At 66.9% G+C, this 24849-nt stretch carries 20 protein-coding genes; 10 read left to right on the top strand and 10 right to left on the bottom strand.

The window, feature by feature from the left end; translation table 11 throughout:
* Positions 1–8: 8 nt before the first annotated feature.
* The gene (gene nfi / locus AC10QF_RS01555) at positions 9–683 is read right to left on the bottom strand and encodes a deoxyribonuclease V (protein ID WP_069140083.1); all 675 of its coding nucleotides are present in this window, start codon (positions 681–683) and stop codon (positions 9–11) included.
* Between the two features lie 93 nt (positions 684–776).
* Here nfi and gpmA point away from each other — a divergent pair, with 93 nt between their 5' ends.
* Complete coding sequence (gpmA, locus tag AC10QF_RS01550; RefSeq protein ID WP_069140082.1) at positions 777–1526, top strand: 2,3-diphosphoglycerate-dependent phosphoglycerate mutase; 750 nt, start codon at positions 777–779, stop codon at positions 1524–1526.
* A 210-nt stretch (positions 1527–1736) separates the two neighbouring features.
* A complete protein-coding gene (locus AC10QF_RS01545; protein WP_053499310.1) occupies positions 1737–3830 on the top strand; it encodes a M13 family metallopeptidase in 2094 nt (697 codons plus the stop codon).
* A 199-nt stretch (positions 3831–4029) separates the two neighbouring features.
* Here the strand turns inward: AC10QF_RS01545 and AC10QF_RS01540 are convergent, their stop codons facing one another.
* From AC10QF_RS01540 to AC10QF_RS01525, 4 genes are all read right to left on the bottom strand, one after another.
* Positions 4030–4647, bottom strand: a complete 618-nt coding sequence (locus AC10QF_RS01540; protein WP_005415790.1) for an HD-GYP domain-containing protein — start codon at positions 4645–4647, stop codon at positions 4030–4032.
* Between the two features lie 45 nt (positions 4648–4692).
* Entirely contained in the window at positions 4693–8157 is a 3465-nt protein-coding gene (gene mfd, locus AC10QF_RS01535; protein WP_005415791.1) for a transcription-repair coupling factor, read from the bottom strand.
* A 149-nt stretch (positions 8158–8306) separates the two neighbouring features.
* Entirely contained in the window at positions 8307–8852 is a 546-nt protein-coding gene (locus AC10QF_RS01530) for a GNAT family N-acetyltransferase (RefSeq protein ID WP_004150340.1), read from the bottom strand.
* Positions 8853–8947: 95 nt separating this feature from the next.
* Positions 8948–9805: a 23S rRNA (adenine(2030)-N(6))-methyltransferase RlmJ gene (locus tag AC10QF_RS01525; RefSeq protein ID WP_053499314.1), complete on the bottom strand. Its 858-nt coding sequence runs from the start codon at positions 9803–9805 to the stop codon at positions 8948–8950.
* A gap of 35 nt (positions 9806–9840) precedes the next feature.
* Between AC10QF_RS01525 and creB the strand changes: the two genes are divergently transcribed.
* The 7 genes from creB (at position 9841) to AC10QF_RS01490 (ending at position 17709) form a co-directional block, all read left to right on the top strand.
* Entirely contained in the window at positions 9841–10566 is a 726-nt protein-coding gene (gene creB, locus AC10QF_RS01520) for a two-component system response regulator CreB (protein ID WP_080375099.1), read from the top strand.
* Positions 10567–10569: 3 nt separating this feature from the next.
* The gene (gene creC, locus AC10QF_RS01515) at positions 10570–12030 is read left to right on the top strand and encodes a two-component system sensor histidine kinase CreC (protein WP_065177469.1); all 1461 of its coding nucleotides are present in this window, start codon (positions 10570–10572) and stop codon (positions 12028–12030) included.
* An 81-nt stretch (positions 12031–12111) separates the two neighbouring features.
* Positions 12112–13431 (top strand): cell envelope integrity protein CreD, encoded by a 1320-nt coding sequence (gene creD, locus AC10QF_RS01510; RefSeq protein ID WP_494541610.1) that lies wholly within the window; start codon positions 12112–12114, stop codon positions 13429–13431.
* Positions 13432–13441: 10 nt separating this feature from the next.
* On the top strand, positions 13442–13852 hold the full coding sequence (locus tag AC10QF_RS01505; protein WP_005415796.1) for a hypothetical protein: 411 nt from the start codon (positions 13442–13444) through the stop codon (positions 13850–13852).
* 180 nt (positions 13853–14032) lie between these two features.
* Positions 14033–15625, top strand: a complete 1593-nt coding sequence (locus tag AC10QF_RS01500; protein WP_065197074.1) for a M20/M25/M40 family metallo-hydrolase — start codon at positions 14033–14035, stop codon at positions 15623–15625.
* A 154-nt stretch (positions 15626–15779) separates the two neighbouring features.
* On the top strand, positions 15780–17183 hold the full coding sequence (gene gltX, locus AC10QF_RS01495; RefSeq protein ID WP_494541609.1) for a glutamate--tRNA ligase: 1404 nt from the start codon (positions 15780–15782) through the stop codon (positions 17181–17183).
* 34 nt (positions 17184–17217) lie between these two features.
* Complete coding sequence (locus AC10QF_RS01490) at positions 17218–17709, top strand: Fur family transcriptional regulator (protein WP_005415799.1); 492 nt, start codon at positions 17218–17220, stop codon at positions 17707–17709.
* A 70-nt stretch (positions 17710–17779) separates the two neighbouring features.
* Here AC10QF_RS01490 and AC10QF_RS01485 read toward each other — a convergent pair whose 3' ends face one another.
* The 5 genes from AC10QF_RS01485 to AC10QF_RS01465 form a co-directional block, all read right to left on the bottom strand.
* Positions 17780–18934 (bottom strand): HlyD family secretion protein, encoded by a 1155-nt coding sequence (locus AC10QF_RS01485; RefSeq protein ID WP_494541608.1) that lies wholly within the window; start codon positions 18932–18934, stop codon positions 17780–17782.
* A 10-nt stretch (positions 18935–18944) separates the two neighbouring features.
* Positions 18945–20618 carry an MFS transporter gene (locus AC10QF_RS01480; RefSeq protein WP_494541607.1) on the bottom strand — a complete coding sequence of 558 codons (1674 nt, stop codon included), beginning with the start codon at positions 20616–20618 and terminating at the stop codon, positions 18945–18947.
* Entirely contained in the window at positions 20618–21184 is a 567-nt protein-coding gene (locus AC10QF_RS01475) for a TetR/AcrR family transcriptional regulator (protein ID WP_059033760.1), read from the bottom strand. The genes AC10QF_RS01480 and AC10QF_RS01475 overlap by 1 nt, the downstream gene beginning before the upstream one ends.
* A gap of 200 nt (positions 21185–21384) precedes the next feature.
* Positions 21385–21834: a hypothetical protein gene (locus AC10QF_RS01470; RefSeq protein WP_494541606.1), complete on the bottom strand. Its 450-nt coding sequence runs from the start codon at positions 21832–21834 to the stop codon at positions 21385–21387.
* 169 nt (positions 21835–22003) lie between these two features.
* On the bottom strand, positions 22004–24211 hold the full coding sequence (locus AC10QF_RS01465; protein WP_494541605.1) for a TonB-dependent receptor: 2208 nt from the start codon (positions 24209–24211) through the stop codon (positions 22004–22006).
* A gap of 135 nt (positions 24212–24346) precedes the next feature.
* Between AC10QF_RS01465 and AC10QF_RS01460 the strand changes: the two genes are divergently transcribed.
* Positions 24347–24760 (top strand): MerC domain-containing protein, encoded by a 414-nt coding sequence (locus AC10QF_RS01460; protein WP_005415804.1) that lies wholly within the window; start codon positions 24347–24349, stop codon positions 24758–24760.
* Positions 24761–24849: the final 89 nt, after the last annotated feature.

Raw genomic sequence — 24849 nt, 5'->3', positions numbered from 1 at the left:
CGGCGCAGCTATTCGTCCCGCCGCGAGGCCAGCCGATCCGCCAGCCGGGTTGGCTCCGGCAACCGGTAGCCGCGCAGGGTGCGCTGCACCCAGCCCAGCGCGGTATCGGCACTGACCCGATGGCCACCGGCCACGAACAGCGGCTTGCAGCGCACCTTGCTGCGCAGCACCCAGCCCAGTTGCTCGTCGCCATCCAGCAGCGGTGTATGCGCACCAGCTTCGGCGCCCGGTTCGACGAACCTTCCCACCAGATTCGATTTCGCCACGCCGATGCTCGGCAGGTCGGTGACCACGCCCAGATGCGCGGCGACGCCCAGCCGGCGCGGATGGCTGATGCCGTGGCCATCGACGAACACCACGTCCGGTGCCCGCGGCAGCAGCGCCAGCGCGGCCAGCAGCGCCGGCAGCTCGCGGAAGCTGAGCAGGCCGGGGATATAGGGCATCACCGTGGGGATGCGCGCGATCTCCTGCGCCACGGGCTGCAGCGTCTTTGCATCCAGCAGTACCGCCGCGGCGCGGGTGATGGCGCCGTTGTCCTCGAAGCCGACATCCATCCCGGCCAGCCAGCGCACGTTGCGTGGCAGGCGGTCCTGGCGCTCCACGCGGCCTGCCAGTTGCAGCTGCTGCGCACGGGCGGCAGCGACGCTGCCTTCCCAGCGTCCGGGGTCGATCACCGTATTCATGGGTCACAGCATCGCACGGGCGGCGCCACGGCCCGGTGAGCGGCGGCCGGGCTACAATGGCGGCCTGCCTTTCCTCGCGTTGGAGACCCTGCAGTGACCCGTAGACTCGTACTGTTGCGCCATGGCCAGAGCCAGTGGAACCTGGACAACCGCTTCACCGGCTGGGTCGATGTCGACCTGACCGAGCAGGGGCGTCGCGAAGCGGCCGCCGCCGGCCGCCTGATGCGCGATGAAGGCCTGCAGTTCGACGTTGCGCACACCTCCGTGCTCAAGCGCGCCATCCACACCCTGCAGGGTGCGCTGGCCGAGCTGGAGCAGGACTGGCTGCCGGTGAACAAGTCCTGGCGCCTCAACGAGCGGCACTACGGCGGCCTGCAGGGGCTGGACAAGGCCGAGACCGCGGCCAAGCACGGCGAAGAGCAGGTCAAGGTCTGGCGTCGTTCGTACGACATCCCGCCGCCGCCGATGGACCTGGAAGATCCGGGCCACCCGATCCATGACCGCCGTTACGCCGGCCTGGACCGCAACGCGCTGCCGGGCACCGAATCGCTGGCCACCACCCTGGACCGCGTGCTGCCGTACTGGCACGACGCCATCGCACCGCAGCTGAAGGACGGCAAGACCGTACTGGTCACCGCCCACGGCAACTCGCTGCGTGCGTTGTACAAGTACCTCAACAACGTCTCGCGCGAGGAAATCCTCGAGCTGAACATCCCGACCGGCATCCCGCTGCTGTTCGAACTGAACGATGACCTGACCGTGCAGTCGTTCCGCTACCTGGGCGACCCGGAAGCGGCGCGCAAGGCCGCCGAAGCCGTAGCCAACCAGGGCAAGGCGAAGTAAGAAGCAGAAGGCCGGCGCAAGCCGGCCTTCGCTTTTGTAGAGCCGAGCCCACGCTCGGCGGCTTTGGGCTTTTGCCGCAGGTAGCATGAACCCGGAACGGAGAGCAGTCGAGCATGGCTCGACTCTACAGAAGCCGCGTGCTGTGACCTTTGGCCGGTCCCCAACCTCACGCCCCCGGCTACCCTGTGAAATTACCCGCAGGAGAGCCTCATGAACGTCCGCAACCTGGTCCCGCTGGGCCTGACCATCGCCATCGCTGCCTCGCTGGCCGCGTGTGGCAAGAACGAAACCGCGCCGGCGGCCAGTGCCGACGCCAAGCCGGCCTTCGACCTGTCGCAGATCAAGACGCCGCTGATCTCGCTCAACAGCGCCGACCTGGATCCGGCCATTTCGGCCTGTACCGACCTCAATGGCTTCGTCAACAGCAAGTGGCTGAAGGCCAACCCGGTGCCGGGAGACCAGACCACCTGGGGCAGCTTCGAGATCCTGCGCGAGCGCTCGCTGGAAGTGCAGCACGCGCTGGTGCAGCAGGCCGCCGCCAGCCAGGCCAAGGCCGGTTCGGTGGAAGCCAAGATCGGTGACATCTGGAAGACCGGCAACGACGAGGCCAAGATCGAAGCCGCCGGCCTGGCGCCGCTGCAGCCGCAGCTGGACAAGATCACCGCGCTGAACGACACCGCCGCCATCACCCAGTATCTGCGCGACAGCCAGGCCGAAGGCAAGGGCGTGTTGTTCTCGCTGTTCGCCAATGCCGACTACAAGGATTCGGCCAACGTCATCGCCTATGTTGGCCAGGGCGGCCTGGGCCTGCCGGAGAAGGGTTATTACTTCGACGATGCGCAGGCCAAGATCCGCGACGCCTACGTGGCCTACATCGCGCAGGTGCTGACCCTGTCCGGCGTGGACGCGGCGCAGGCCGCCGAGCAGGCCAAGGCCGTGATGGCCTTCGAAACCCGCCTGGCCAAGGCCTCGATGTCACGCATCGAAATGCGTGACCCGGCCAAGCGCTACAACCCGCTCAGTGCCGCCGACGCGGACAAACTGACCCCGAACTTCAGCTGGACCGCGCTGTTCGACACCCTGAAGGTACCGGCCGCGCAGAAGTTCTCGCTGGCGCAGCCGGGCTTCTTCGGTGAAATGGACAAGATGCTGGCCGATGTGCCCGCCAGCACCTGGCAGGCCTACCTGCGCTTCCACACCATCGACGATGCCGCGCCATACCTGAGCAGCCAGTTCGAGAAGGCCAACTTCGATTTCTACGGCACGACCCTGCGTGGCCAGAAGGAAATGCAGCCGCGCTGGAAGCGCGTGCTGGAGTCGGTCAACGGCGGCATGGGTGAAGCCCTGGGCCAGCTGTACGTCGACGCCGTGTTCCCGGCCGAGTCGAAGGTCGCCATGCAGCACCTGGTGGAAAACCTGTCGCAGGCGCTGAAGGCGCGCCTGGAGCAGCTGCCGTGGATGGGCGAAGAAACCAGGAAGAAGGCGCTGGAAAAGTGGGCCAGCTTCACCCCGAAGATCGGTTACCCGGACAAGTGGCGTGACTGGGCGGGCCTGCAGACCAACGGCGACAGCTACCTGGGCAACATGCAGGCAGCACGTGCGTTCAACTACCGCTACATGCTGGACAAGATCGGCAAGCCGGTGGACAAGACCGAGTGGGGCATGACGCCGCAGACCGTCAATGCGTACTACAACGCCACCAAGAACGAGATCGTATTCCCGGCGGCGATCCTGCAGGCGCCGTTCTTCGACGCCAAGGCCGATCCGGCGCTGAACTACGGCGGCATCGGTGCAGTCATCGGCCACGAGATGATGCACGGCTACGACGACTCGGGCAGCCAGTTCGCCGCCAACGGCAACTTCGACAACTGGTGGACGGACGCCGACCGCAAGGCCTTCACCGAGCGTACCGACCAGCTGGTCGCGCAGTTCGACGGCTACGAGTCGGTGCCGGGCGTGTTCGTGAAGGGCAAGCTGACCCTGGGCGAGAACATCGGCGACCTGGGCGGCCTGACCGTGGCCTACGACGCGCTGCAGATGGCGCTGAAGGAAGACCCGAAGGCCAATGTCGAGGTTGATGGCCACAGCCAAGACCAGCGCTTCTTCATGAACTGGGCCACCGTGTGGCGCCGCAACTTCACCGATGGCGAGCTGCGCGTGCGCCTGAACACCGATCCGCACGCGCCGGCCAATTTCCGTGCCAACGGTGCGCCGTCGAACATGCCCTCGTTCGCTGCTGCATTCCAGTGCAAGGCGGGTGATGCGATGGTGCGCGCCGACGACAAGCGCGTGGTGATCTGGTAATCGATCACCCGTGATGCGTGGAGCGAAAGGCCCGGCGAACGCCGGGCCTTTTGTCTTCCAGGCCGGCAGCGCAGCGCCGGCTGGTAGAGTCGACAGTTAGTCGACTATCGCGCGCAGCGCGGGATTTTCGCGATCTGGACGAAGAGCAGTCGACTAACAGTCGACTCTACAGGCGGGTCGTTTCACCGTCGGGAAGATCTCAGGCCAGCGCCGGTTCCCGCTCCAGCATGCGATGGAAGCGTTGCAGCACGTACGGATCCACCAGCCCGCCGGCCTGCTCGTCGATGATCCGCAATGCGGCCTCATGCTCCATCGCATTGCGATACGGGCGCACGCTGGTCATCGCATCGTAGGCATCGGCGATGGTGACGATGCGCGCACCCAGCGGGATGGATTCGCCGCGCAGCCCATCGGGGTAGCCGCTGCCATCGAAGGCCTCGTGATGGGCGCGGATCAGCCGCGCCACCGGCAAGGCGTCGCTGCGGCCGGTGGCCAGGAAGATGTGTTCGCCGCGTACCGGATGCTCGCGCATGATCGCGCGCTCCTCATCGGTATGCCGGCGGGGTGCCAGCAGCACATCATCGGGTATGCCGATCTTGCCGATGTCATGGAAGCGCGCGGCCAGGCCGATCTGCGCACGGGCCTCGTCATCAAGATCGCAGTGCGTGGCCAGACACTGCGCGAGCAGGCCAACGCGGTCGCAGTGGTGGCGGGTGTAGGCGTCGCGCATCTGCAGCGACATCGCGAGGGCATCGATCAGGCAGGCCTGCGCGTGCAGCAGGTCGGGGGCGGGTACGGCGTCAGGGAACATGGTCATCCGCCCGCACCGGGTGGGGGCCGGTGCGGGGTGTTCGGGGGGTGATCAACCCGGGGCGAGGGTGGTCAGAAGGGCGCGGGCCGCGTTGAAGCGGTCTTCCGGCAACGGCAGCGGGTGCTTGATGCGCAGCTTGTCGGGCCCTTCCATGGCATAGAGGTTCGGTTGTTTCTGGATCAGCTGGATCACCGCCATCGGATCGATGTTCGGCTTGGACTCGAACACGATGCGGCCGCCGTTCTCGCCCAGGTCGAGCTTGCGGATGCCCAGCGTATTGGCTTTCAGCTTCAGCTCGGCGATGGCGAACAGGTGCTTGGCTGCATCCGGCAGCAGGCCGAAGCGGTCGATCATCTCCACCTGCAGTTCGCGCAGTGCATCGCTGTCGCGCGCGCTTGAAATGCGCTTGTACAGGGTCAGGCGGGTGTGCACGTCCGGCAGGTAGTCTTCCGGGATCAGTGCCGGCACATGCAGCTCGACCTCGGCGCCGCGCACTTCCTCACCGGCATCCAGGTCGGGCAGCTTGCCCTGCTTGATGCTGCGTACCGCGCGTTCCAGCAGCTCGGTATACAGGCTGAAGCCGACCTCGGCCATCTGCCCGCTCTGGTCCTCGCCAAGCAGTTCACCGGCGCCGCGGATTTCCAGATCGTGGGTGGCCAGGGTGAAGCCGGCGCCCAGCTCGTCCATCGAGGCGATCGCTTCCAGGCGCTTCTCGGCGTCGGGGGTGATCGCGCGACGGTCGGGGGTGATCAGGTAGGCGTAGGCACGGTGGTGCGAACGGCCCACGCGGCCACGCAGCTGGTGCAGCTGGGCCAGGCCGAAACGGTCGGCACGGTTGATGATGATGGTGTTGGCGTTGGGGATGTCGATGCCCGATTCGATGATCGTGGTCGACAGCAGCACGTTGAAACGCTGCTTCTGGAAATCCAGCATCACCTTTTCCAGTTCGCGCTCGGGCATCTGCCCGTGGGCGATGCCGATGCGTGCCTCCGGCACCAGCTCGGACAGCTCGCGCTGCATGCGGCCGATGCTCTCCACATCGTTGTGCAGGAAGTACAGCTGGCCACCGCGCGCGAGCTCGCGCTGGAAGGCTTCGCGCAGCAGCGCGTTGTCCCACTGGGTGATGAAGGTCTGCACCGCCAGCCGGTTCGGCGGCGGCGTGGCGATGATCGACAGGTCACGCAGGCCGGCCATGGCCATGTTCAAGGTGCGCGGGATCGGCGTGGCGGTCAGGGTCAGCAGGTGCACATTGGCGCGCAGCGCCTTCAGCGCCTCCTTCTGGCGCACGCCGAATCGCTGCTCCTCGTCGACGATGACCATGCCCAGGTCCTTGAACTTCACGTCAGGCTGCAGCAGGCGATGGGTGCCGACGATGACGTCGATGGTGCCAGCGGCCACCTTCTCCAGTTCGGCCTTGATTTCCTTGCTGGTCTTGAAGCGCGACAGCACTTCGACCTTCAGCGGGTAATCGGCGAAACGGTCGCGGAAGTTGCGATAATGCTGCTCGGCCAGCAGCGTGGTCGGCACCAGCACCGCCACCTGCTTGCCGGCACTGGCCGCAGCAAATGCAGCGCGCACCGCCACCTCGGTCTTGCCGAAGCCGACGTCGCCGCAGACCACGCGGTCCATCGGCTGGCTGCTGGCCAGGTCGCGCAGGGTGGCATCGATCGCAGCCAGCTGGTCGGGGGTTTCCTCGAACGGGAAACCGGCGGCGAACGGCTCGTACATCGCGCGGTCGACCTGCAGTGCCAGGCCTGCACGCGCCTGGCGGCGGGCCTGGATTTCCAGCAGTTCGGCGGCGACATCGCGCACCTTCTCGGCGGCCTTGCGCTTGGCCTTGCTCCACTGCTCGCCACCGAGCGAATGCAGCGGTGCGGTTTCCGCCGAAGCACCGGAGTAGCGGCTGATCAGGTGCAGCTGGGCGACCGGTACATACAGGCGGTCGCCCTTGGCATATTCGATGTCGAGGAACTCGCCGGGCATGCCGCCGACGTCCATCGCGATCAGGCCACGGTAGCGGCCGACGCCATGGTCCTCGTGCACGATCGGCGCACCCTCGGTCAGCTCGCCGAGGTCGCGGATGATCGCCTCCGGCTCGCGGCCGGCACGGCGCGTGCGGCGGGTGCTGCCGGCGCGCTCGGGGAACAGCTGGCGCTCGGTCAGCACCGCGATGCGCGGGTCGTCCAGCGCGAAGCCATCTTCCAGCGGCGCCACCGCGATCGCGAAGCGCGCATCGCTAGCGAGGAAGCTGGGCAGGTCGGCCACCACCGGCGGCTTCAGCTCGGCGGCCTGCAGCACTTCCAGCAGTGCCTCGCGGCGGCCGGGCGAATCGGCGGCGATCAGTACCCGGCCCGGATAATGGCCGAGGAAGGATTTCAGCGCATCGCCGGCGGGGGCTTCGCGTGCGGCCACCGGCAGCGGGGGCAGCGGCTGGTCGCCCAGCGCGTGCGCGTCGGCGATGCGTGCGTGGTCGGCGGCCCATACCTCGATGCGCGGGGCATCGTTCAGGCGCTCGCGCAGCAGTTCCGGCGACAGGTACAGCGCCGACGGCGGCAGCAGCGGCCGTTCCACATCGTGGCGGCGCTGCTCATAACGCTCGCCGGTCTGCGCCCAGAACGCCTCAGCGGCTTCGCCGGCACCGGCACAGACCACCGGCAGGCTGCCGCTGGGCAGGTAGTCGAACAGGGTTGCGGTGCGCTCGAAGAACAGCGGCAGGTAGTACTCGACGCCGGCCGGGGCCAGCCCGGATTTCAGGTCCTGGTACAGCGCGCTGCGCCGGGTATCGACATCGAAGCGCTCGCGCAGCGTGGACAGCACGCGGGCGATGCTGGCCTCGTCCATGGGCACTTCGCGGCCCGGCAGCATGTGCACGGCCTCGACCTTGTCCAGCGAACGCTGGCTTTCCGGATCGAAGGCACGGATCGAATCGATGTCCTCGTCCAGCAGTTCCACCCGCAGCGGCTCGTCGGCGCCCATCGGGAACACGTCGAGCAGGCCGCCGCGCACGGCGAAGTCACCCGGGTCCATCACCTGCGGCACGTTGCGGTAGCCGGCGCTTTCCAGGCGGCGCTTCTCGGCTTCCAGATCCAGGCGCTGGCCGACCTTCAGGTCGAAGCTGCCACCAATGACGTAGCTGCGCGGGGCCAGCTGCTGCAGCAGGGTCTGCACCGGCACGATCACCAGGCCACGCTTCAGCGTGGGCAGGCGGTGCAGGGCAGCCAGGCGCTGCGAGATGATGTCCGGATGCGGGCTGAAGCGGTCGTAGGGCAGGGTTTCCCAGTCCGGGAAGGCGACCACCGGCAGGGCCGGGTCACCGCCGAGCAGGGTCTGCAGATCGGCTTCAAGCTGGTTTGCGCCGTGGTTGTCACGGGCGATCACCAGCAGCGGAGCGTCGTGCACGCGCGATGCCTGGGCCAGGTACCAGGCCAGTGCGGTGGGCGAGGCGGGGGCGCGCCACCAGGCGCGGAGCTGGCCGGCGCGCGGCAGCGGCGGGGCGGGGTATGAGGTACGCGACATGGACCCCGGATTTTAGCAGAAGCCCGATCCGGTCCCGGTGCATCGTGCCGGCCCGTTGCCGGCAGCCTCATCTGCCGTTGGGGCAGCGGAATGCCGGCCAGCGGCCGGCACTACCGGGAGACGTGGCCGGGCAGGGCCCGGCGCATCCGTCAGTTGTCCAGCTCCAGCACCATCCGGACCAGGCCTTCGGCTCCGGTCGGGTGCGGCACCGGCTTGAAGCCCAGCGACGCGGCCAGCTGCTTCATCGGTTCGTTCTCGGCGGCAACGTCGCCGTACAGGCGGTCCAGGTACTTGCCACGGCCCCACTTCACCAGCTTGCGCATCAGCTGCCGTCCCAGTCCTTGGCCGATCAGGAAGCGGCTGATCAGGATCGCGTACTCGGCTTCACGGGTGCCGGGGATGATCGAGGCCCGGGCGACCGCGCCGACCACCGCTTCGCCCGCGGGCAGGGACTCGGCTGCGACCAGGGTGATCTCGGTCTTGGGGTTGGGGTGGGTCAGACGCTGGGTGGTTTCCGGCGACAGCTCGGTCACCGCCTGCAGGAAACGATCACGGATTTCTTCCGGCCCGAACAGGCTGAATGCCGCTTGCAGCGGTGCGCCATCTTCCGGGCGGATGGGGCGGATCAGCAGCTCGTGGCCGCTGGGAGCCTTGAAGATCTCATGCCAGGGCGGCATGCGGTTGCGAGTGGCCATACCGGGTGATTCCTTGGTGGTCCATCGATTGTGGCATCACCGGGGCTGCGTTCCGTGAACGAAAGGCTCACGGCGGTACAGCCTCGTGAAGGCCGTTATTCGGGGGCTTTGAGCCAGTCCAGGCGGGTGCTGGCCCCGGGTTCGCCCAGGTGCTGGCGCAGCGCCGGCAGGGCCGGACCGACCACGCGGTCGAACTGCCACGGCGGGTTGAGCAGCAGCATGCCGCTGCCGTTGAGGCGCAGCGGCGAGTCGTCGGGGCGCACCAGGAACTCGATCGTCATCGCCGATTTCACCGGCAGGGCGGTGGCCTTGCGCAGGAAGTGCAGGATGGTGCGGCGCTGCTTGATCGGGAACCAGACCGCACAGGTGGCCTGCGGCCAGCGTGCCAGGGTTTCGGCCAGGGCGGCCAGCACCGCCTGGTACTCGGCATCCTGGGCTTCGTAGGGCGGGTCGATCAGCACCAGGCCGCGGCCGATCTTGCTGCCGTTGAACTTCGGCGGCAGCAGCGAACGCAGCAGGGCATAGCCATCGCCCGCCCGAACGTCGACGCGGCTGTCATGGGCGAACAGGGCCTTCAGCGTGGCCGTTTCGGCTTCCTGCAGCTCACAGACCGCCATGCGGTCCTGGGGGCGCATGGCCTGCGCGCTCAGCAGCGGCGAGCCCGGATAATTGGTCAGTGCGCCCACCGGATTGTCGGCCTGCACCGCCTTCAGGTAGCGCTCGACTACTTCCGGCAGCCTGGGCTGGGCCATCAGCCGCATGATTCCGGATTCGGCCTCCAGGGTCTTGCGGCTCTCTTCGCTGGCCAGCAGGTAGCGGCCAGCACCGCCGTGGGTGTCGAGCACGAAGAACGGGCTGTCCTTGCGCTTGAAGCTGTCGATCAGGGCCAGCTGCACGATGTGTTTGAGCACGTCGGCGTGGTTACCGGCATGGAAGGCGTGGCGATAGTTCATGGGCCGCAGTGTACGGGGCGGCGGCCGCAGCGGCTATGCTGCGCGCCATGACAGCTCCTGTTGCCCATGTCCTGGTGGTCGAGGACGAAGCCGCCATCGCCGAAACCGTGCTCTATGCGCTGCGCAGCGAGGGCTATGCCGCCAGCCACTGCCTGCTCGGTGGCGAGGCGCTGCAACGGCTGCAGGCCGGGGATATCGACGTGGTGGTGCTGGACGTGGGCCTGCCCGACCTGGGCGGCTTCGAGGTGTGCCGCCGGCTGCGCGCGCAGCCCGGGCCGGCGGCGCAGCTGCCGGTGATCTTCCTGACCGCCCGCAACGATGAAGTGGACCGCGTGCTCGGCCTGGAACTGGGCGCCGACGATTACATGACCAAGCCGTTCTCGCCGCGTGAGCTGGTGGCGCGGGTGCGTGCGCGCCTGCGTCGCGCCGCACCGGTCGCGGCAGCCCCCGGCGCCGATACGGGCTGGCAGGAACATGGTGCCTTCGCCATCGACCGTGAAGGCCGGCGCATCCGCTTCCGCGGCCACGCGCTGGACCTGACCCGCTACGAGTACGCGTTGCTGGAAGCGTTGCTGCAGCGGCCGGGTGCCATCCTCAGTCGTGCCCAGTTGATGGATCGCGGCTGGGACAGCAGCGCCGATAGTGCCGACCGCACCGTCGACACCCATGTAAAGACGTTGCGCGCCAAGCTGCGCGCAGCCGGTGCCAGCGACGACCCGATCCGCACCCACCGTGGCCTCGGCTACGCGCTGGAGGTCTAGCCGATGCGCCTGGTCCTGAAGCTGTTCCTCGGCTTCTTCCTGATCACCGGCATCGCCGCGTTCTTCGTGATGCGCGTGTTCGTCAACGAAGTGAAGCCGGGTGTGCGCCAGGCGATGGAGTCGACCCTGGTCGATGCCGCCAACGTGCTGGCCGAGATGGCGGCGGCCGATGTCAAGGACGGCACCATCCGCAGCGGCAGCTTCACCCGCAACCTCGCCAAGGCGCGGCAGCGTGACCTGAAAGCGATGGTCTGGCGCTTTCCCAAGCGCTCACTGGACTACCGGGTGACCATCACCGATGCCAAGGGCATCGTCATCTACGACTCGCTGGGCCGCGACCTGGGGCGTGACAATTCGCGCTGGAACGATGTCTACCGCACCCTGCGTGGCGAGTACGGCGCCCGCTCCAGCCCGGAAGTGCCAGGCGAAGAAGGCGATACGGTGATGCATGTGGCGGCGCCGGTATACGACCCGGCCGATGGCCGCACCCTGATCGGCGTGCTCAGCCTGGCCCAGCCCAATCGCAGCATCGATCCGTTCATTGCGGCCAGCCAGCGCGCCATCATCGAGCGCGGCGCCTGGCTGATCGGATTGTCGGCGCTGGTCGGCGTGCTGGTGACGATGTGGCTCACGACGGGCCTTGGCCAGCTCAGCCGCTATGCACGGGCGGTCAGCGCCGGCGAACCGGTGCCACCGCCGCGGCGGCGCCGCGACGAGATCGGCGACCTGGGCCAGGCACTGGAAACAATGCGCCGCAAGCTGGAGGGCAAGGCCTACGTCGAGCAGTACGTGCAGTCGCTGACGCATGAAATGAAAAGCCCGTTGGCGGCGATCCGCGGTGCCGCCGAGCTGCTGCAGGAGCCACTGCCGGAGGCCGACCGCGTGCATTTCGCACGCAGCATCGTCGATCAGCAGGAGCGGCTGACCGAGACGATCGACAAGCTGCTGGCGCTGGCCGAAGTGGAACAGCACGGCTGGCTGCAGACCCGCGATCCGATCGCGCTGCCAACCTTGCTGGCCGATGCGGCGGCGGCGGCGCAGGTGCGTGCGCAGGCGGCCGGCGTGCAGGTTCGCATCGGCAGCGTGCCCGACATGCGCGTGCAGGGTGATGCCTATCTGCTGCGGCAGGCGTTGCACAACCTGATCGACAACGCCATTGCCTTCTCACCGCCCGGCGCGGACATCGCGCTGCAGGCCGAGGTGGACGGGCAGGGCGTGCGCCTGCAGGTAGCGGATCGCGGTGCCGGCATTCCCGACTACGCGCGCGAACGGGTGTTCGAACGCTTCTATTCGCTGGCCCGCCCCGGCAGCGGCCGGCGCAGTTCCGGCCTGGGCCTGCCGTTCGTGCAGGAAGTGGCTCGCCTGCATGACGGACGCGCCAGCCTCGACGCCCGCGATGGCGGTGGCACGGTGGCCAGCCTGTGGCTGCCGTTGGGTGCAGCGGGCCAGCGCCCGCGCCGCTGACTTCACACTCGCTTCAAATTCGCCACAAACCCTGCTCACCGCAGCGGTCCATCCTGCAGCCCTCTCCAACGAGGATGGACCATGAAATCCCTGAAGATGCTGCTGCGGTTCGCCATTGTCGGCGGGCTGATCCTGTTGTTGCTGGTGCCGCTGATGATGATCCGCGGGGTGATCACCGAGCGCAGCCAGTACCGCGACGAGGCCTTTGCGCGGGTGGCCGACAGCCGTGCCGGCACGCAGCAGCTGGTGGGCCCGGTGCGGGTGGTGCCGTGGGTGGAACGCAAGCAGGTTGAACTGGTTGACCCGCTGGGCGTCAAGAAGACCGAGGTGCAGGTCACCGAGGGGCACTGGCTGCAGATGCCGGCGTCGCTGGAGGTGGGCGGTGAGATGCTGCCGAGCCAGCGCGAAGTCGGCCTGTTCAAGGTGCCGGTGTACAGCTGGAACGGCCAGATGAAGGCGAGCTTCGCCGCTGACGACTATCCCGTGAAGGCAGGACGCACGTATGGCCAGCCGTATGTGGCGGTGGGCGTTTCAGATGTGCGCGGCCTGGTCGGTACACCGAACCTGCGCGTGGATGGCAAGCAGCTGCGCCTGCTGCCGGGCGTCGGCGTGGCCAGCGAAGTTGGCCGTGGCCTGCATGCGCCGGTGGCCGGTTTCGCTGCGGATCAGGGCGGCACGCTGGCGGCCAGCACCGTTGAACTGGAGCTGCGCCTGGATGGCAGCCGCATGCTGTCGGTGGTGCCGGTGGGCGATGACACCCACATCGCGCTGCGTTCGAGCTGGCCGCATCCGTCGTTCAGCGGTGCGTTCCTGCCCAACGAGCGGCGCGTTGATGCACAGGGATTCGACGCGCGCTGGGCGGTGTCATCGCTGGCCTCCGACGCACAGCGGCAGCTGCGCAATGAAGGTTCGGTCGACTCGCAGGCGGTGACGGTGTCGCTGGTCGATCCGGTCGATACCTACACCCAGGCCGACCGTGCGTCCAAGTACGGGGTGCTGTTCGTGCTGCTGACCTTCGTCGGCTTCATCCTGTTCGAGCTGATCAAGTCGCTGCGCATCCACCCGCTGCAGTACCTCATGGTCGGCCTGGCGCTGGCGATCTTCTTCCTGCTGCTGATCAGCCTGTCCGAGCACATCGCGTTCTGGAAGGCCTACCTGGTTTCGGCGGTGGCCTGTATCGGCCTGCAGGCGGTGTATCTGGCCAACGTGCTGGGCCATTGGAGGCGCGGCCTCGGCTTCGCGGCCCTGCTGACCGTGCTGTACGGCGCGCTGTATGGCCTGCTGGTGTCGGAGAACAACGCACTGCTGATGGGGTCGCTGCTGCTGTTCGTGATCCTGGCGCTGGCGATGTGGGTGACCCGCCGGGTCGACTGGTACGCGCTCGGCGCGAACCTGAAGTAAGGAGCACGCCATGGGCTGGCGCCAGGGATTGCGGCAACGGGCACGGCAGGGCATTCCGGCCCTGCTGGAAGTGGATGCGCTGCTGCAGGCACATGGCGTGCTGGCGGCCCTGCCGGGGGCGCGGATCGCCCCCGGTCTGGTCCGCTTCCAGCTGGCGGCGGTGACCTGCGAAGGATTGCAGGGGCAGGGATTGCGTTGGCTGCAGGGTGCGCGGCAGGGACGCGGCGCGGTGGCCGGGCGGGTGCCGCGCTATCGGCCATGGAAGGCCGGCGCGGAGGCATTGGCCGAGATCGGCATCGGCGGCCTTCCGGATGACTGGCCGGCACACGCGGCGGTGTACGGCTGCAGCAGCGTCGACCGGCGGCACTGGTTGCTGTTGCTGCCGGAGCGGGCGCAGTTGTGGTTGGGATGGAGCGGGTGATTCGGCTTTTGCGGGTACGAACCAAGACTCTGCTGTGGGTGCGAACCAACCACTCTGCTGTGGGTGCGAACCTCGGTTCGCACGCTTCCGCGCCGCCCATGACCGATGGGACGGTATCGCCGCGCCCCGGCTGGCTAGACTCGATGGGTTGATGATCGAGCCGAAGGGCAGGGGTGCGATGTGTTGAAGTGGGGCGTGCTGGCCGTAGCGCTGGCGATGGGTGGCAATGCAGCGGCGCAGCAGCGCGAAACGGTGGACCTGGACATGGTCAGCCGCATCCGCCAGGAGGCATTCCACCGTTCGCAGGTGATGGACACCTTCAGCTATCTCACCGAGCGCATCGGCCCGCGCCTGAGCAATTCGCCGGCGATGGGCCGCGCCAATGCGTGGACCCGCGGCAAGTTCAACGAATGGAAGCTGGACAACGTCCACGACGAAGCCTTCGATGATTTCGGCCGTGGCTGGGAATTCACCTCGGCGAGCGTGGAAATGCTGGGTGACCGCGTGCAGCCGCTGCATGCGCTGCCCAAAGCCTGGACCCCCGGTACGAAGGGCCCGGTCGAAGGCGAGCTGGTGCAGGTCGACATCAAGAAGCCCGAAGACATCGAGAAGTACCGCGGCAAGCTGCGCGGCAAGATCCTCCTGCTGGGCGAGGCACGCGAATACAAGCGGGGCACCGAGCCCGATTCGCACCGCCACGACGCGACCTCGCTCGAGGGCCTGCAGGAGTTCACCCTGCCCAAGGACAAGGACGCTACCGCCGAGCGCGCCAAGCGGGTCAAGGAGTACCAGGAACGCCAGCAGCTGGCGGCCAAGGTCAATGCGTTTTTCGTCGAAGAGGGCGCGCTGGCCTCGATCAGCATCAGCAGCTGGGACAACGGCATCATCCGCGTTGCCGGCGGCGGTTCGCGCAAGGCCGGTGAGCCGGTGGGCATCCCGGAACTGGCGATGATCAGCGAACACTTCAATCCGCTGGTGCGCGCGCTTCAGGCCAAGCAGACGGTGCGCCTGCGCGTGGATGTAGCGGCGCGCTTCACCGACGAGGCCGACCAGCCCGGCTACAACACGCTGGCCGAGATCCGCGGCAGCAGCAAGCCCGATGAAGTGGTGATGATCGGTGCGCACCTGGATTCGTGGCACAGCGGCACCGGTGCGGCCGACAACGCGGCCGGCGTGGCGGTGATGATGGAGGCGATGCGCATCCTCAAGGCCACCGGCGCCAAGCCCAAGCGCACCATCCGTGTGGCGCTGTGGAGCGGCGAGGAGCAGGGCCTGATCGGCTCGCAGGCCTACGTCGCCAAGCATTTCGGTCGCTTCCCCGAACCTACTGACGCGGCGCAGAAGGCGCTGCCGGCGTCGCTGCGCGAGCCGACCGGTGCACTGCAGAAGACCCGCGATTACAGCAAGTTCCAGGTTTACTTCAACATGGACAACGGCTCGGGCCGCTTCCGTGGCATCTACGCGCAGGAAAACCTGGCGGCGATGCCGATCTTCGAAGCCTGGCTGGCGCCGTTCCATGACGTCGGCGCCACCACCGTGGCCACCCGCAACACCGGCAGTACCGACCACATCAGCTTCGACCGCATCGGCCTTCCGGGCTTCCAGTTCATCCAGGACCGGCTGGACTACTTCACCAACGTCCACCACAGCCACCTGGACACCTGGGACCACGCCGAACCGGAAGACCTGAAGCAGGCCGCGGCCATCGTCGCTTCGTTCGCCTACAACGCCGCAATGCGCGAGCCGTCCTTCCCGCGAAAGGCAGAACCGTAAAAGGGGACGGAGGGGATTAAGTCGTATCTTCCCTCCGCTTCCCGGTTGCAGCACCCCAAGGCTGGGCAATCGCGACTTAATCCCCTCCGTCCCCTTTTTCCGTCGGGGGCGGTGGGCTGGTAAAATCGGGGGATTCCCGTTCCTCGAGCCGTCCATGACCTGCCGCACCCGCTTCGCCCCCAGTCCCACTGGCTACCTGCACATCGGTGGTGCCCGCACCGCGCTGTACTGCTGGCTGGAGGCCCGTCACCGCGGCGGTGAGTTCGTGCTGCGCATCGAGGACACCGACCGCGAACGCAGCACCCAGGGCGCAATCGACGCCATCCTGGAGGCGATGGAGTGGCTGGGCCTGGACTACGACGAAGGCCCGATCTACCAGACCGACCGCGTCGCCCGCTACCAGGAAGTGGCCGAGCAGCTGATCGCCGAGGGCAAGGCGTACTACGCCTACGAGACCCGCGAGGAGCTGGATGCCATGCGCGAGGCCGCCATGGCCAGGCAGGAAAAGCCGCGCTACAACGGCGCTGCGCGCGATCTGGGCCTGCCCTACCGGGACGACCCGAACCGCGTCATCCGCTTCAAGAACCCGCTGGAAGGCACGGTGGTGTTCGATGACCTGATCAAGGGCCGCATCGAGATCGCCAACAGCGAGCTGGATGACATGGTCATCTTCCGCCCGGACGGCTACCCCACCTATAACTTCGCGGTGGTGGTGGACGACTGGGACATGGGCATCACCGAGGTCATCCGCGGCGACGACCACATCAACAACACCCCGCGCCAGATCAACCTGTATGAAGGCATCGGCGCGCCGGTGCCCAGGTTCGGCCACATGCCGATGATCCTGGACGAGCAGGGCGCCAAGCTGTCCAAGCGCACCGGTGCGGCTGACGTGATGCAGTACAAGGACGCCGGCTACCTGCCCGATGCGCTGCTGAGCTACCTGGCCCGCCTGGGCTGGTCGCATGGTGACCAGGAGCTGTTCAGCCGCCAGGAACTGATCGACCTGTTCGACGTGAAGGATTGCAATTCCAAGGCCTCGCGCCTGGACATGGCCAAGCTGGGCTGGGTCAACCAGCACTTCCTGAAGACCGAGGACGTGGCCGCGATCGTGCCGCACCTGGTCTACCAGCTGCAGAAGCTGGGGCTGGACGTGACCGCCGGCCCGGCTCCGGAGGATGTGGTGATCGCCTTGCGTGAACGCGTGCAGACCCTGAAGGAAATGGCCGAGAAGGCCGTGGTCTGGTACCAGCCGCTGACCGAGTACGATGAAGCGGCGGTGGCCAAGCACTTCAAGGCCGGTGCCGAGGTGGCGCTGGGCAAGGCCCGCGAGCTGCTGGCCGCGCTGCCGGAATGGACCGCCGAGTCGGTGGGGGTGGCCCTGCATGACGCGGCCGCAGCGCTGGAGATCGGCATGGGCAAGGTCGCCCAGCCGCTGCGCGTGGCCATCACCGGCACCCAGGTCAGCCCTGACATTTCCCATACCGTGTACCTGGCCGGCCGCGAACAGGCCTTGAAACGCATTGATGTGGCCATCACCAAGGTAGCAACGGCCTGAGGCATCCTTGCCAGGCCCGAACCGGAGAACACGCATGCCCGCCAAGACCGCCACTGCCTGTACCGCCCCGCACCACCACGTCCACGACGCATCGGATTTCGTGGCGGTGGTCGAGCGTGTCTCGCGCGAACGCGGGCTGCGCCTGACCCCGATCCGCGCCAACGTGCTGAAGCTAATCGCCGAGGCCGGCAAGCCGGTCAAGGCCTACGAGCTGCTGGAATGGGTGCGCAACGGCAAGGGCGTGGGCGCTGATGCCCCGCCCACCGTGTACCGCGCGCTGGACTTCCTGATGGCCAATGGCTTTGTGCACAAGCTGGAGTCGGTGAATGCCTTCGTGGCCTGCCACCATCCCAGCAGCGCCGCCCATTCGGTGCCGTTCCTGATCTGCAACAGCTGCCACAGCGCAGTGGAGCTGGAAGACCGCGAGATCGTCAGCCAGCTGGAGAAGCGGGCCAAGGAACTGGGCTTCCAGCCGCAGGCACAGACGCTGGAAGTGCACGGTCTCTGCGCGCGCTGCGCGGGCTGAGCAATGGGTCCTGGGGTCAGATCCCTTTTGCCTTGGCAAAAGGGATCTGACCCCCGTTTCATGACAAACGCTAGTCCATCGGTTTGCCTGCGGTATCCACCCGCACGATCACCGACATGCCGGGCCGCAGCTGCGCGGCCAGCTTCTGGCCTTCATCGATCGATATCCGCACCGGCAGCCGCTGCACCACCTTGGTGAAGTTGCCGCTGGCATTGTCCGGGCGCAACACGCTGAACTCCGATCCGGTGGCGGGCGCGATCTCCTGCACGCGGCCCCTCAGCACCTGGCCCTGGAACGCGTCCACCGAGAACGTGGCCGGCTGGCCGATCGCCATTCCCCAGGTCTGGCCTTCCTTGTAGTTGGCCACCACCCACAGTGTGTCAGGTACCAGGAACAGCAGCTGCGAACCGGCGGCGACATACTGGCCCACGCGCACGCTGGCTTCACTGATCTGGCCGTCGCGCGGTGCGTGGATCACCGTGTTGGCCAGGTCGATGCGGGCCAGTTCCAGCTGCGCCTGTGCGCTTTCCACCTGGGCCTCCAGGCTCTTGCGCGCGACCTGGGTCGACACCAGTGTTTCCTCGGCGATTCGGATCTGCGCCTGCGACTGCTGCACGCTGGCCTGCGCCGAGGCTTGGCTGGTGCGGAACTTGTCGCGGTCATTGATTGACACCAGCTGCTGCGCGGCCAGTTCCTCGTAGCGCTTCAGCTCGTTGCGCGCGCGCTGCAGTTCGGCCTGGCCGGCCGAGAGCGTGGCGCGCGCCGAGGCGATCTGCGCACGGTTCTGCGCCTGCGACTGGTCGGAGTTAGCCAGCGCCGCACGCGCACTGTCCAGCGTCGCCTGCGCCTGGGCGACGCGTTGGGCATAGATGCGGTCATCGATGCGCAGCAGCGGCTCGCCCTGCCTCACATGCTGGAAATCCTTCACCAGCACTTCGGTCACATAGCCGTTGACCTGTGGCGCCATCACGGTGATCTGGCCGCGCACATAGGCGTTGTCGGTCACCATCACGCTGCTGGTGAACGGCCACAGGTGCCAGGCGCGCAGGATCAGCGCAATGCCCAGCAGGGCCACCACCACCATCACCACCACGCTGCGCGCGCTGGGCTTGAGATACTTCGGCGCGACCGCCGGTTCAACGGGCGTGGGCGCAGGCGCCGCGTCGGTCGGCGGCGGTGGGGTCACATTGTCGGCGTCGTCGGGTCGGGGCGGAACGGGGGGCATGGCGGAGGACTCAGCGGTGCGCGGCCGGGGTGGCCGCAACGGGTGAAGTGGGGTGGCGCTTGCGCCATTGCTTGAGCACGGCGGTGCGCAGCGACAGCAGCAGCAACCAGCACAGGAAACCGATCGCCAGCCAACCGCTCAGGGTGAACACATCATTGAAGCCGCGCACATTGGCTTCGCGGCGCGTAGTCTGCGCCAGCTGCGCGCTGCCCTGCGCGCTGCGCAGCACCGGGTCGGTGATCTGTGCGCTGTACAGCTGTTGCTGGATGCGCAGGCGTTGTGCCACCACCGGATCGGCGGGGTCGAGCTGGCTGGTCAGCGCGCTGGAGTACAGTTGCTCGCGATGCAGCTGGAAGGTGCCCAGCACTGCCGAGCCGGCCAGGGCGCCCAGTGTCTGCGTGATCGACAGCGTCACCAGGAAGGTGATCATGTGGTCCACGCCCTGTTTCAACGCAGCGGAAATGCCGAGCATGATCAACGGGCCCATGAACATGCCGGCGCCGACCGAGGCCAGGAACTGGCTGGCGTAGAAATCGTGCGGCCGATCCATGCTGGTGCGGTGCTGGTCGAAGAAGGCGGCAGCGCCCAGCAGCAGGATCGCCATCAGCAGCTGGGCGATCAGCCGCTTCGGGCCGAAGGTCAGCGAGGCACCGGCGATGCCCACGATCACCCCGGCCAGGATCACCACGAACAGCGGCCGCATCTGGTCAGGCCCCATGCCGAGCGTGCGCATCAGGTTGACCACGCCATAGGACTGCTCGGTGGTCAGGAAGCGGATCAGGAAGGCGCCGACGATGAAATGCAGCACCGGCAGCGTCGACAGCCAGCGGATCTGCAGCAGCGGATTGCGCCGGTAGTGCTCGATGATGAAGGCGGTGGTGGACAGCACGATCGAGGCGATCAGCGCCCAGCCCAGCCACGACGTGTTGAGCCACCAACGGGTGTAGCCCTGCGCCAGTACGATCACCAGCAGCGCAACCGCCGGCGCCAGCAACGCGAAGGTAAGGAAATCCAGCGGCTCGAAGGCCTTCACCTGGATGCCGGGCGGCAGCTTCAACACCACTACGGCGGCGAATGCGCACAACGCAAGGCCGGCCTCGAACGAATACAGCTGGTGCCACTGGCCGGTATCCACCAAGCCTGGTGAAACGATCCAGGCGATCGGCACCGCCAGCTGCGAAAGGCCGACGCCGACCACCAGCAGGTTGCCGGTAAAGCGGCGGGGCAGGGCCTGCAGCATGTACAGCGTGCCCAAGGTCGAACAGGCCGCGCCGGCGAAGCCGCTGGCGGCACGGGTCAGCATCGTGGTCTCGAAGCTGCCGACGAACAGGTGCAGCACCGCCAGCGCCGCGTACAGGCCCAGCCCGATTTCGGCGAACAGGCGGATGCCGTACTGCTGGCGGAATTTGAAGGCCAGCAGGTTGGCGGTGACATTGACCATTGCATAGGCCGCCACCAGCCAGCTGCCCTGGGTCGGGGTCAGCGCCAGCTGGCCCTGCAGGAACGGCAGGTTGGCAGTGACCAGCGCATTGCCCAGCCCGCCGGTGATCGCCACCAGCAGCGATACCAGCGCATAAGCCACACGCCGGTACGGTGGGTGCCAGGGCATCGACGCCGAGCCGGGCATGGTCGGCTTCTCGTGCTCCTCCCAATCCGGAACCGGCTTCAGATACGGCTGGACCATCAGCGGGCCTCGCTGGTTGCTCCCTGGAGACCCCCGCGCAGCAGCTGCAGGGCGCGCCCGGCGAGGTGGGCGCGCTCGTCGCGGGTCTTGCCGCGCAGGGCTGCGCCCAGCATGCCCGAGATCAGTGAAATATCCGTCTTTTCCAGGTCGGCACGGCACAGCCCGGCGGCCTTGGCGCGCGCGATCGGTTCCTCCAGCAGGTCGCGCACGGTCTCGCGCGCAGCGCGCATGGACGGCACGTCCGAGTCGACCGCACGCCAGTAATCGGCCAGTGCCGGCGAATCGATGATGCGCTGGGCCATGCCCTCGAACACCTCGAACAGGGCGTCATCGCGGTCGCCGAGCTGTTCGACCTGGCGCCGGATGCGGTCGACCGTGCGCTGCAGCAGCGCCTGGATCAGCGCGGTGCGGTCGGGGAAGTTGCGGTACAGGGTGGCGCGGCCCACCTGGGCGCGTTCGACCACCAGATCCAGCGGGGCGGTGACGCCATGTTGGCCGAAGACATGATCGGCAGCGTCGAGGATGAGGGCACGGCGGGCAGCAGCATCGGCACGTTGGGCAGTCATGGAATTATTTTCGGACAAAAGTGTCCGATTGGCGAGACATTGGGTGACGGGATTGTCCGCTTGTTGTGGTACGCACATCTTTGTGACGGATGTGTGATGGTGTCGCAGCGATATGTAGGAACTCCACGGCTCCCGGAGGGGGCAGTAGAGCCACGCCATGCGTGATGAGCATCTGGAGCGGATGGGAGCTGGCTAGCGGCTCACTGATCCACCTTTCCAGTTTTCTTCCTGCTCTTGATGAAATCAATGAACCCCTTCTTGTGGCCCTCAAAGACACGACGGCCGTACTTGCGGTAGTGCGGTTCAAATAGTGTGTAGGCCCCATCCAGGTCTCCGGACTCGAACTGGATGGTGGCGGCGAGTTCGTCCATGGACACGCTCGCAGCTTCGCCCTCTCCATAGATGCCTCTGGCGACCATCGCCCACGCTCTGGCCTTCTCAAACTGAGCGGTATCGCGATAGAAGACAGCTATTCCATACGATGTAATCTGGCCGTAGTCATAAGCAGACTTCGGCTCCGGAATCATGTCCCAGCTTTCAAGGAAGCAATGCTCTGCCTCCGCAATATCGCCGGCCAGCCAAGCGGTTCTGCCGCGCTTGGCAATTGCAAGGAAGCGTTCTTCCAGTTCGGCATCGAGACTCAGGGCCATGCAAATGTTTCCGCTCAGTTTTTCTATTGGATTGATACCGGGCTGAGTCTAGCCGCGTAGTAGATGGTGACGCATTGGTAGTGCGCCGCTTTCACCAGTTCATGCCATATACGACAAAAAAAGGGGGCCTTTCGGCCCCCTCAGGTAATGTTCCGACGGCGTAGGCCGATCAGAAGAACGCGCGGATACCGAATGCGACGCCACGGCCCGGCAGCGGCGAGTAGTCGCGCAGCAGAGAGGTATGCGGACGCACTTCGCGGTTGGTCAGGTTGCTGCCATCCAGGAACACCTCATAGCTGTTACTGGCGTTGCGATCCCAGCGGTAGGCCAGGTGCGCGTCGACCAGGGTGTAGCCGTTGCTCGGCTCCTCGTTCTGCGCGACGTCCTTCTGGCGGCTGTAACGCACCGCACCGACCGAGGCGCGCCAGCCGTCCTTCGACCAGCGCAGGTCGGCACCGACGCGGGCCGGGGCGATGCGCGGCAGGTAGCCGGTGTTGGCAAGTTCCACGCTGTAGTTATGGTTGTGGTCGCCATGCGGAACGGCAATGTCGAGGTTGCGGCTGCCGCTGCCATCCAGCTTGGCTTTCACGTAGTCACCGAACAGGCGCAGGTCCCAGTCACCGGCGCCGCCCTCGAACAGGTGCACCAGGGCCTCGGCCTCGGCACCGCGGAATACCGCGTCCTGCTGGGTCCACGCACGAACTGGCAGGCCCTCGGTAACGCCGGTGTCGGCCAGGTAGATGAAGTCCTTGAACTTGGTCTGGTAGACCGAGGCGGAGAAGTCCAGGCGCTCGCTGTGGGTGTGGATGCCCAGCTCCACGCGCTGGCCGCGCTCGGTCTTCAGGTTGCCGTCGCCGATCTCCAGCGAACGGGTAGCAATGTGCGCGCCGGCGGCGTACAGCTCTTCGTTGGTCGGTGCACGCTCGGAGCTGTCCACGCCGATGCGCAGGTCGACCGCGTCGTTGAGCTTCCAGATGCCGGCAGCCGAGAGGTTGGTGGCGCCGAAGGTGCGGCGCCGGTAGTCACCGGTCGGGTCCAGCTTGACCTGGTCGTGGCGGCCGCCCAGTTCCAGCTTGAACGGGCCGAACTGCTTTTCCTGCAGTACAAACAGGCCGATGTTCTTCGTACCGGTATCCGGTACGAACGCTTCTTCACCCTTGGCGCCGAAATCACTGTTGCCGAACTGCAGGCCGAAGGCGCCGTCCCAGCCACCGATCTGCTGCTGCACCGCTTCCAGGCGCGCCTCGATGCCACGGTTGGTGAAGCGGGTGGAGGGCGTGCCGGCCTCCAGCTCCACGTGCTCGTAGTCGGTGTAGGCCACGCGTGCGTTGATGTTCTTCAGGAACGAGACCGGGTTGTAGATGCCGGCCTTGGTCTCGAAGCGGTTCTGCACCATGTCGATGCGCACGTCATGCTCGTCGCCGCCTTCCTCTTCATCGCCGTGGTCGTGGCCGTGGTCATGGCCGTGATCGTCGCCGTCGGCGTGCACGTGTGCGCCGTTGGGAATGCCGTAGTTGGTGCGGTAGGTGCTGGCCGACACGCCGAAGTAGCCGCCTTCGCCCAGCCAGGTGGCGCCGACGCCGCCGGCGCGGGTGCGGATGGAGCTGTTGTCGAGGCGGCCGCGACGCGGCTCTTCGCCTTCCTCGCCCGCGTGGTCGTGGCCGTGGTCGTCGTGGTGGTCTTCCAGGCTGTCGATCACCGCATAGCCGGGAATGCGGTAGTCGTCGCCATTGCGCACCAGGCCGTCCACATGAAGCACGACATTGCCGCTGACGCCATCGAGGCGGAACATGCCGCTGCGCTCGTTGTTCACCGAATTGCCACGCAGCTCGGCGCGGCCGCTGAGCGGGCGCTCGGGCAGCTCGCGCGCGATGCGGCCGTCGACCACATTGACCGCACCACCGATGGCACCGCTGCCGAACAGCAGCGTGGCCGGCCCCTTCAGCACTTCGATCTGGTCAGCCAGGAACGGCTCGATGCTGGTGGCATGGTCCGCACTGACGGTGGATGCATCCATGTTGCCCATGCCGTTGGACAGCACCGCAACGCGTGGGCCTTCCTGGCCGCGGATGATCGGGCGCCCGACGCCGGGCCCGAAGAAGGTGCTCTGCACGCCGGGCAGCTTGGCCACGGTATCGCCGAGGGTGCCGGCCTTCTGTTCGTCCAGGCGCTCACCGGCCAGCACCTCCACCGGGCGCGCAAGGGATTCGGCATCGCCCTGCAGCGGCGACGCGGTGACTTGCACCGAGGACAGCTCGGTCAGGTGGCGGTCACGATGGGCGGTGTCCTGACCGGCTGCAAAGGCGACGGACGGCAGCAGGGCGGCGAGGGCCAGGGCCAGGGAATGCGGCTTGAGCCGTGCGGTGTGGGCGGGCATGGATGGATCCTTTGTTACACTGTATCAATCGCGGGGCGCACGAATCCCGTCGATGGGACAGGGGGAGGGAAAGCGTGCGGGTCGGGAAGGGATGTTATATTATTCCATAACGATTCGCCGACCCTGCTGGAAGTCATGTCCTTGTCCTCACGCCTGCGCCACCTGCTCGACCGTTTCGGTGCCACCGGTTCGATGCTGTGCGCGGTGCATTGCGCAGTCATCCCGGTGCTGCTGGCGGCAGCGCCCTCGCTGGGCCTGTCGTTCTGGCTGAGCGACGGCGTTGAACAGGCGCTGGTGCTGTTCGTGACCCTGCTTGGGCTGTTCAGCCTGGTCTGGGGTTACCGCCGCCATGGCGCGCTGCGTGCGCTGGGCTTCCTGATCCCCGGCCTGGTCGCGCTGTGGGCCGGCGTGCTGTACGAGCCGCTGCATCACAACGCCGTGCCGCATGCGGTGGTGATGACCATCGGTGGCCTGCTGGTGGGCGTTGCCCATCTGGTCAACCTGCGCCTGAACCACGGCCACGTACACGACGCCAGCTGCGCGCACTAGGCGCTCCATGATAGGATTTTCGATCGTGCGCGGGGGCGCCCAGCAAGGCGGCCCCGCCGAACCCGTGTCAGTACGGGGTAACCAGATTT

The organism is Stenotrophomonas maltophilia complex sp. Om-AH-Sm3, assembly GCF_059337855.1.
Note: the sequence above shows the minus strand (reverse complement) of the source record. Positions and strands in the feature narration are given on the sequence as shown.